Annotated in this window: 10 protein-coding genes; 7 read left to right on the forward strand and 3 right to left on the reverse strand. The window is 62.4% G+C overall.

Going from position 1 to position 8765, the window contains the following annotated elements:
• The first annotated feature begins 276 nt into the window (after positions 1 to 276).
• From L2A60_RS19055 to L2A60_RS19070, 4 genes are read left to right on the forward strand one after another with little or no spacing between them, the layout of a single operon-like run.
• The gene (locus tag L2A60_RS19055) at positions 277 to 540 is read left to right on the forward strand and encodes a type II toxin-antitoxin system RelB/DinJ family antitoxin (RefSeq protein WP_235706051.1); all 264 of its coding nucleotides are present in this window, start codon (positions 277 to 279) and stop codon (positions 538 to 540) included.
• Positions 527 to 808: a type II toxin-antitoxin system YafQ family toxin gene (locus tag L2A60_RS19060; protein WP_235706052.1), complete on the forward strand. Its 282-nt coding sequence runs from the start codon at positions 527 to 529 to the stop codon at positions 806 to 808. Before L2A60_RS19055 ends, L2A60_RS19060 begins: the two co-directional genes overlap by 14 nt.
• Positions 805 to 1350: a recombinase family protein gene (locus L2A60_RS19065; protein ID WP_235706053.1), complete on the forward strand. Its 546-nt coding sequence runs from the start codon at positions 805 to 807 to the stop codon at positions 1348 to 1350. Before L2A60_RS19060 ends, L2A60_RS19065 begins: the two co-directional genes overlap by 4 nt.
• Positions 1347 to 1940, forward strand: a complete 594-nt coding sequence (locus tag L2A60_RS19070; RefSeq protein ID WP_235706054.1) for a hypothetical protein — start codon at positions 1347 to 1349, stop codon at positions 1938 to 1940. Before L2A60_RS19065 ends, L2A60_RS19070 begins: the two co-directional genes overlap by 4 nt.
• A gap of 144 nt (positions 1941 to 2084) precedes the next feature.
• On the opposite strand, the gene L2A60_RS19075 is transcribed toward L2A60_RS19070, so the two are convergent.
• On the reverse strand, positions 2085 to 3065 hold the full coding sequence (locus L2A60_RS19075; RefSeq protein WP_235706055.1) for a Gfo/Idh/MocA family protein: 981 nt from the start codon (positions 3063 to 3065) through the stop codon (positions 2085 to 2087).
• Between the two features lie 86 nt (positions 3066 to 3151).
• On the opposite strand from L2A60_RS19075, the gene secD reads away from it, so the two are divergent.
• Both secD and secF read left to right on the forward strand, forming a co-directional pair.
• Positions 3152 to 4732 carry a protein translocase subunit SecD gene (gene secD, locus L2A60_RS19080; protein ID WP_235706056.1) on the forward strand — a complete coding sequence of 527 codons (1581 nt, stop codon included), beginning with the start codon at positions 3152 to 3154 and terminating at the stop codon, positions 4730 to 4732.
• A gap of 10 nt (positions 4733 to 4742) precedes the next feature.
• On the forward strand, positions 4743 to 5726 hold the full coding sequence (secF, locus tag L2A60_RS19085) for a protein translocase subunit SecF (RefSeq protein ID WP_235706057.1): 984 nt from the start codon (positions 4743 to 4745) through the stop codon (positions 5724 to 5726).
• Positions 5727 to 5797: 71 nt separating this feature from the next.
• Here the strand turns inward: secF and L2A60_RS19090 are convergent, their stop codons facing one another.
• The gene (locus L2A60_RS19090) at positions 5798 to 6961 is read right to left on the reverse strand and encodes an iron-containing alcohol dehydrogenase (protein ID WP_235706058.1); all 1164 of its coding nucleotides are present in this window, start codon (positions 6959 to 6961) and stop codon (positions 5798 to 5800) included.
• A 226-nt stretch (positions 6962 to 7187) separates the two neighbouring features.
• On the opposite strand from L2A60_RS19090, the gene L2A60_RS20810 reads away from it, so the two are divergent.
• The gene (locus L2A60_RS20810) at positions 7188 to 8117 is read left to right on the forward strand and encodes a helix-turn-helix transcriptional regulator (protein WP_235706059.1); all 930 of its coding nucleotides are present in this window, start codon (positions 7188 to 7190) and stop codon (positions 8115 to 8117) included.
• Between the two features lie 15 nt (positions 8118 to 8132).
• On the opposite strand, the gene L2A60_RS19100 is transcribed toward L2A60_RS20810, so the two are convergent.
• A complete protein-coding gene (locus L2A60_RS19100) occupies positions 8133 to 8615 on the reverse strand; it encodes a hypothetical protein (protein ID WP_235706060.1) in 483 nt (160 codons plus the stop codon).
• Between the last annotated feature and the right edge of the window lie 150 nt (positions 8616 to 8765).

Here is an 8765-nt window from a genome sequence, read left to right on the forward strand (position 1 = left end):
ATTCGGCTGCCATTTCCGGCCATGCCGGATCATAGGGCGTCAGAAAGACGGGGATGGGTGGCGGCATGCCGCTATCTTACGTTCGGGCGCACTGGTTTCAAAATACGAAAGTCAAGACTTTCGATAATTTGCCTTGAATCAACGATTTCAGTGGGTTATACCTACCGAAAGATATGACCGAAAATGAGCATAAACCCATAGCCCCGGCCATGCTTCAGACCTCTGGATAATGGCTGATATATGGGCTATATTGTGGCCCAGAAAGAGGGCCACACCATGACCGAAAATTCCGTTGTCCGCGCCCGGATCGACGAGGCCACCAAGACCGAGGCGGCCGCTGTGCTGGCCACCATGGGGCTTTCCCTGTCCGATGCCTTCCGAATTTTGTTGAAGCGGGTCGCTGCGGAGAAGGCGCTTCCTTTTGAGCCGTTGACCCCAAATGCCGAAACCGTGGAAGCTATGAGGGCCGCGCGTCGGGGCGATCTTGTCACTGTTGGCAAGCCCGCCAACCTTCTCGCGAGCCTGAATGCGGATCGTTAAGTATACGGGCCGCTTCAAACGGGATTACCGGCGCGAGAAATCCGGACGGCATGGCAAAAAGTTGGATACCCTCTTGATGGAGGTTGTAGACATGCTTGCCGCCGATAAGCATTTGCCTCGCCGCAATGTCGATCACCCGCTGACGGGCGAGTGGAGCGATCATCGCGATTGCCACATCCGGCCAGACCTGATCCTCATCTACCGCAAGCCGGATGACGCCAGCCTTGAGCTTGTCCGCCTGGGTTCGCACAGCGAGTTGGGCTTGTGATCTATGGCTACGCCCGCGTCAGCACCGTGGGCCAGACGCTCGACGCTCAGCTTGAGCAGTTGAAGGCGGCGGGATGTGCGAAGATTTATCGGGAGAAAGTGACCGGGGCGCGGACCGACCGCCGCGAATTGCTGAAAATGCTCAAGCATCTCGCTCCCGGCGACGTGGTGACGGTGACGCGCATCGATCGCCTGGCCCGCTCGACCTTCGATCTGTTTGCCATTGTGAAGCAGATCGTGGACGCGGGCGGACAATTCCGCTCCCTGGCTGAACCATGGGCTGATACCGGCACCAGCACCGGCCGGCTGATGATCGCCGTGCTGGGTGGATTGGCCGACGTGGAGCGCGATCTGATCCGGACCCGCACCGCCGAGGGCCGGAGCCGGGCCAAGGCGCGCGGGCAGCATATGGGCCGCCCCCCTGCCCTCACCCCGGCGCAGCAGGCGGAGGCCCGGCAGCGCCGGGCCGAGGGTGCGACGTTGAAGGAGTTGGCACAGAGCTATAACGTCGGGCGGGCGACGATTTCGAGGCTTTCAGTATGACACCTCCTGACTACTCCGGCGTTTGGAAGCTGCTCTACGACTGGCAAACGATCATCGCAGGCGTACTCGCCATCGTCGCCGCCGGAATCGGTGCGGCGGCAGCCTACTACGTGGGAAACGCACAGATGAAAGCGGCAAAGCAGAGAGATCGTTTACAAGCGCGCTGTCTCTCCGTCGCAATCTTTCCCGAACTCCTACAGTTGGGCGTGCTTCATGAACGAGCGACCAATATCATCGCCGATCAATTCCCAAAGGCTAAGTGTGAAGGATGGGCTACTGCGAGTACTGTTCACTTGATACTTGAGGCGCAAATCAAAATCCCGCCTCTACTATATCGGACCATTGACCTGCTTTATCTTGTTGAGGAGGCGGGGCCGACACTGCTGCAACTTATTAGCGTCACGCTGCAATATAACGATATGATAAAAACCATCGCACAGCACATCCAGACCGGTGCGATCAGCTTCGATCCCCCGGTACACGCCAATGACCTGTCTGGTCAGTTGTGCGTCATCGGACGAAACATATCTGATGCGGAGCGTCTGATTAGACCCTTCCATGACGAAGCCACCGCTAGCGGCAACACCTGAACTTTCCATAACGTCCGTTCGGCGATTCGGATTTCGGCCGTGCGGGGCATGAGGAACTTTCAAAACCTTCGACCAGAACGAGTCGAACGGTTTTGCACCCATCGCGGAAATTCAACTGGGCCGCCTCCGAGCCGGGCAAAATTCCTATCGCCGACCGGCCCCGATCAGCCCCGAAGCCTCAGCGCGTGTGCGGCTAGCCGCGATCGAACCGCTGACCGCGAGCGCCGCTTCCAGCGCGCGCCGCCCGGCCGCCGCATCCACCAGAACCGGCGCGCCATCCAGGCAGGCGGCATGAAACGCCGTGTGCTCGGCGGCGAGCGCATCGTGATCCTCCCAGCCGGCCTGTTCCAGCCCGAATTCCTCGAAGCCGGGCAGCTTCATGCCGCGATCGCGGCCGATCATGGTCAGTTTTCGTTCTGCGAAATCCACCGTCAGATAGCCTGCTTCGGAGAAAATCCGCATCTTGCGCTCGGTTTTCAGCGAAATCCGGCTCGCGGTGATCGTCGCCACGCAGCCATTCGCAAACCGTACGCGGGCATTGGCGATGTCGTCATGCGCGCTGGCGACCGCGGCTCCCACCGCGTCGATGGTCTCGATCGGCTGCGCCACCAAGGCGAGCACGAGGTCGAGATCGTGGATCATCAGGTCGAGGATCACCGAAACATCGGTGCCGCGCGGCTTGAACGGCGCGACCCGCACCGCCTCGATATAGAGCGGCCTTCCCATCCTTGAGGCGACCGCGCCATGTGCCGCCGAAAACCGCTCCAGATGACCGACCTGCAAAACCAGATTTCGTTCGGACGAAAGCCAGGCCAATTGGTCGGCCTCGTCCAATGTCGCCGCGATCGGCTTTTCCACCAGCACGTGCCTGCCCGCCTCCAGCGCGCGTGCGGCAATGGCGAAATGCGCATCGGCCGGGGCGGCGACGATCACCGCATCCGATGCCGCGATCAGCGCCTCCAGCTCCATCGCGGCGCAGCCCGTCTCGGCGGCGACGGCCCCGGCCCGCGCCGCATCGGGATCGTGGAGGCCGGTCAGCACCGCGCGGTCGGCGGCAATCGTCTTGAGCGCATGAAACCGGCCGAAATGCCCCGCGCCGATCACGCCCACCTTGAGCTTCGCCACCCGAACCCTCCCTGATCCGTCCCGGACTTGCACGCACAAGCCCACCCCGCCATACCACCTCCCATCGAGGGAGCCCACCGCCTGCCATGCTATACTTCACCCGCCTGAAAACCCTGCTGATCGTCCTGCTCTGCGCCGTGGGCGTTCTGCTCGCCGTGCCGAACCTGTTCAACCGGCCGCTGCCCGGCATCCCCTGGCCGCAAATCCATCTCGGGCTCGATCTGCGCGGCGGATCGTATCTGCTCATGCAGGTCGATATGAATGCGGTGGTGCGCGAGCAGTTGAGCGGCCTGACCGACGAGGTCCGCCACGCTTTGCTCAAGGCCGATATCGGCTACACCGATCTCGGCGCCGATGTCGCCGCCAAGCGGGTACAGTTCAATCTGCTGAAACCGGGCGACGCGGCGAAAGCGAAGCCGATCCTGCAAAAACTGGTCAATCCGGTGGCCGCCGCCGGCGGCGCGCCCGATCTCGACATCCATGTCGCCCATAGCGGCGCGGTTACACTCACCCTGTCGCGCCCGGCGCTGATCGCCAAGGCGAGCCAGGCGGTCGCCCAGTCGATCACCATCATCGGCCGGCGCATCGACGGTACCGGCGTGGTCGATCCGCAGATCGCCCGCCAGGGCTCCGACCAAATCGTGATCCAGCTCCCCGGCGTGTCGGACCCGAACCGGATCAAGCGCCTGCTCGGCAAGACCGCGCATATGACCTTCCACATGGTCGCGCAGAATGTCAGCCCGGCTATCAAAACCCCGCCGCCTGGTGTCGAAATCCTGCCCATGTTGAACGACCCGACACAGAGTCTCGCGATCCGTTCGCGCGTCGCGGTCGATGGCGCGGATCTCACCAACGCCCAGGCCGGTCAGGATCCGCAATCGGGCCAATGGGTGGTGAATTTCACTTTCAACGGCGTGGGCGCCCGCAAATTCGCCGAAATCACCACTAAAAACGTCGGCAAGCTGTTCGCGATCGAACTCGACCGCAAGATCATCGAGGCGCCAGTGATCCGCGAGCCGATCATTGGCGGCCAGGGCCAGATTTCCGGCAATTTCACCGCCCGTTCGGCGACCGATCTGGCGCTTCTGCTCCGCGCCGGCGCCCTGCCCGCGCCGCTGAAGGTGGTCGAACAGCAAAGCGTCGGGCCGGAACTGGGGGCGGACGCGATCCGCGCGGGCATGATCTCGCTCGGGGTGGGATTCGTGCTGGTGATCGCCTTCATGGCGAGTTTCTACGGGCTGTTCGGCTGGTTCGCGAATCTCGCTCTGGTGGTCAATCTTTTGCTCCTGATCTCGATTTTGTCCCTGATGGGTGCCACGCTCACCCTGCCCGGCATGGCCGGCATCCTGCTCACCCTCGGCATGGCGGTGGATTCCAACGTTCTGATCAACGAGCGGGTGCGCGAGGAAGTCAAGCTCGGCCGCAAGCCGCTCGCCGCGCTGGAAGCCGGCTACAAGCGCGCCTACGGCACGATCATCGATTCCAACGTGACCACCCTGCTCGCCCACGTGATGCTGTTCATTTTCGGCTCGCCGCCGGTACGCGGCTTCGCCGTCACCATCTGCGTGGGCATCACCACCACCCTGTTCACCTCGACCGTGCTGGTCCGGCTGATCACCGCGCGCTGGTATGTCGCGCGCCGGCCCGCCGCCCTGCCGGTTTTCTGAGGCCAACACAATGAAATTCCTCACCCGCCCCGCCTTCCGCCTGGTGCCGGATGGCACCCGCATCCGCTTCATGAAAGGCCGGTTTCTTGGGCTGATCGTCTCGGCGGTTCTGTCCACCGCGTCGGTCGTTCTGTTCTTCCATCCGGGCCTCAATCTCGGCCTCGATTTCAAGGGCGGCGTGGTGATGGAGGTCGCCACGCCGAAGCCGCCGGATTTCACCAGATTGCGCAACGATCTGAACGCGGCACATCTCACCGGCGCCGGATTGCAGGGTTTCGGCAGCGGCAAGGGCGTGCTGATCAGCCTGGAGCAGCGCAGCAACGCCCAGGCGACCGAGCAATCGCTCAACGCCGCCGAAGGCGTGGTGAAATCGACGATTCCCGGCGCGAAAATCCTGTCGACCCAGGCGATCGGCGCTTCGGTGTCGTCGCAACTGTTCCAGCAGGGGCTGATCGCACTCGGACTGAGTTTTTTGATGATCCTGGTCTATATCTGGTTCCGTTTCGAGTGGCAGTTCGCGGTGGGTGCCGTCGCGACCTTGATTCTCGATGTCACCAAGACCGTTGGCTTCATGGTGATCACCCGGATCCCGTTCGATCTGGTGACCATCGCGGCGATCCTGACGGTGATCGGCTACTCCACCAACGACAAGGTGGTGGTCTATGACCGGATGCGGGAAAATCTGCGCAAATACAAAACCATGCCGCTGCGCGATTTGATCGATCTGTCGATCAACGAAACGCTGAACCGCACCCTGGGCACCTCCAGCACCGTGTTTCTCGCCGCCTTGCCGCTCGCGCTGTTCGGCGGCGCATCGCTCTCGGGATTCGCCTGGGTCATGCTGTTCGGCATCGTGGTGGGCACGTCGTCGTCGATCTATATCGCCGCGCCGATCCTGCTGTTCCTTGGCGAGCACCGGCTGCGCCGGGGCGGCCCGAAAGCGACGGACGACCCCACGGTGGCGAAGACGCCGGCTCGCACCGCATCGCGATGAAATAACTCAAAGTTAGTCATAATAACTGTCCTTTGTTTCACGTGAAACAAACGCACCAGACCGGACCTATCTCAGAAAATCCTGTCATACAGCGCGATAATGGCGTTGGCGTCCGGCACGGCGGGGTTGTTGGCCGGGCTGCCGGAGGCGAGCGCCTGTTCCGCCATGGCTTTGCGCCGCGCGTCCCATAGCGCGCGGTCGATGCCGAATTGTTCCGGCGTCGGCACCGCGAGATCGCGGTTGATCGCCTCCAGCGCCGCGATCAATTCCGCGCCCGCCACCTGATTCGCATCCTCGTCACGCGCGAAACCGGCAAGGCGCGATGCTTCGGCATAGCGCGGCAAAGCGGCGTTCAGGGAATAGCGCGTCACCGCGGGCAGCAGCATCGCGTTGGACAGTCCGTGCGGCACGTGGAAATGCGCGCCGATCGGCCGCGACATGCCATGGACCAGGGCGACCGAGGCATTGGAAAAGGCGAGCCCGGCGAGGGTCGCGCCGAGCATCATCGCCTCGCGCGCCGGATGATTGTCCGGCTCGTGAAACACGCTGCGCAGATTGGCGCCGATCAGCCGCATCGCCGCGCGCGCATAGGCGTCCGATACCGAGTTGGCGCGGCGCGACACGAAGGCTTCCAGCGCATGGGTGAACGCATCGATGCCGGTATCGGCGGTGGTGCGCGGCGGCACGCTGAGCGTGAGTTGATAATCGACGATCGCGGCGAGCGGCAGGGCGCCGAACCCTGCGATCAGCATTTTCTCGTCGTGTTCGGGGTCGGTAATCACGGTGAAGCGGGTCGCTTCCGAGCCGGTGCCGGCGGTGGTCGGCACCGCGATCAGCGGCAGGGCGGCATGATCGGCGGCGACCGGCACTTTGAAGGCGCGCATTTTTGCTCCGGGCTCGGCATGGAGCAGAATGTTGATCGCTTTCGCGGTGTCGATCGGCGATCCGCCGCCGAAGCCGATGATGCAGTCGAAGGGTTGCGCGCGCGCGACCGCGACCCCGGCGTCGATCACGGTATCGATCGGCTCGGGCACGGTATCGCTGAAGACCCTATAGCCGATGCCCGCTTCGTCGAGCGGCTTGGTCAACCGTTCGATCAGGCCGAGCCTGACCATCATCGGATCGGTGACGATCAGCGGTTTCGCGAGGCCCAGACGGTCCAGCAGGGCCGCGATGCGCGCGACCGCGCCGCCGCCGATATCCATGATCCGCGGTGCTGCGATGCTCATGTCCATGACGATTCGATCCTGGTTTTGCACGATGATTTTGGGCGAAACCGCCGAGGCGGGCAAGCCGCGTCACCGGGGCTGGAATGGCTATGACCGTTTCTGACGTATCGGTCACTATACCGTCTTCATGACGTAACCCTTCAAGATTGCAATCCATTGGCACGAACCTGGCGGGTTGCCGGGTCGGGGCCGGGCGCTTGCGCGGCCCCGGATTCCGGAGCAGTCTTTCTCCGTGCGTTACGAACCGGCGACCAGATTGTTCCAGCTTGCCATGCGGCTCGCGGGGTCGCGGGCCGGGCTGTCGCTCGACGAAATGGCGGACGCGCTCGGCATCGGCCGGCGCACCGCCGAGCGGCTGCGCGACCGGCTGGAAGAGATGTTCCCGCAGCTCGAATATCTTGACGGCGACGATCATATCCGCCGCTGGCGGCTGCCGCGCACAGCCCTGCCCGCGGTGCCGGTGCGGCCGGGCGCGATCGCGACACTGGAAATGCTGGCGCGCGAGTTCGAGGCGAAGGGCGATGCGGCGCACGCCGAGGATTTGCGGGAAGCGGCCTGTTTCATGCGGTTTGCCATGCCGGCGGATGTGCTGCGCCACGCAGAGCCGGATATCGAGGTGCTGATGCAGGCCGAAGGCAGCGCCGCGGCACCGGGGCCACGGCTCAGGCTTGACCGTGCGCTGCTCGGCGAGTTGCGCCATGCGATTCTCGGGATGCACTACATCCGCCTGAAATACCGCTCCGCCGAAGTGGCACGGGCGACGCCGCGCACGCTCTGCCCCTATGCCATACTGTATGGGCGGCGGGCCTATCTGATCGCGCATACCGAAGCCGGAGCAGAAATGCGGCTGTGGCGGCTCGACCGGATCGGCGATCTTAAGATTCTGCCGGAGATATTTCCCCGGCGGGAGTTCGACCTTGCCGAATTCGCCGCGCAATCCTTCGGGGTGTTTCAGGAAGAGCCGCGCGATGTGGTGCTGCGCTTCACGCCGGAAGCCGCCGTGGACGCGAGGGGCTGGCTGTTTCACCCGAGCCAGACGATGAAGGAGCAGGCGGATGGCTCGCTGGTCGTGCGCTTCCGTTGCGGCGGAATGCGCGAACTCGGCTGGCATCTCCATACGTGGGGGGATGCGGTGGAGTGGGTGGAGGGTTCTGATGGATGACGGCCGACACGAAGGTCAGCCATCAAGTACTTGACCTATCAGCTTAAATACCACCTGAATTCGTTCAGCCAAGCTTCCGGTTGCGATATCAATCCACGGCTGCGGATCGGGCTGCCAGTTTGGTGAAACGGGCAGCAGCGTGTCCGCAAGCGACGCCTTGCGGTACCAAAGCCACCATTCACTCCTCTTTCCCGGACCAATTTGTTTGTCTATGATGCTAAATATTTCATCGTCGTTTTGTGGGTTGTTCTCTTCATTACGATGAAGGCCAAAGATCAGGCCGTTGAATTGAGTATTTTGGAATTCGAGGGAGAATTTGTATGGGAAATTTTCAGGATATGAGATGCTCAAACTTAAGTAATTGTGCCACTGATCATTTTGAATTTCAACTGTATGATCTCGCAGGTTTATATGAAGTTGCTGCCGAAGCATCTCAAACAACCTTTTCCGTACAGCATCGCCTAGGATGATGACACGCACGGCGGCGGCAACATTCACGGGTGACTCTGTGATTCCATCGATGATCTCAAGACTCCCCTCATTTTCACACTGCCCCGAAAGTCTCGGCGAAGACGGGCAGGTCGGCGAGCATATCGGCGAATTTCTGGACCAGTGGCAGCAGGCGAGGCTCCGGCATGGTGGGGATGA

Origin of the sequence: Acidiphilium iwatense (assembly GCF_021556475.1) — a bacterium.
In the GTDB taxonomy this organism is placed as follows: Bacteria; Pseudomonadota; Alphaproteobacteria; order Acetobacterales; family Acetobacteraceae; genus Acidiphilium; species Acidiphilium iwatense.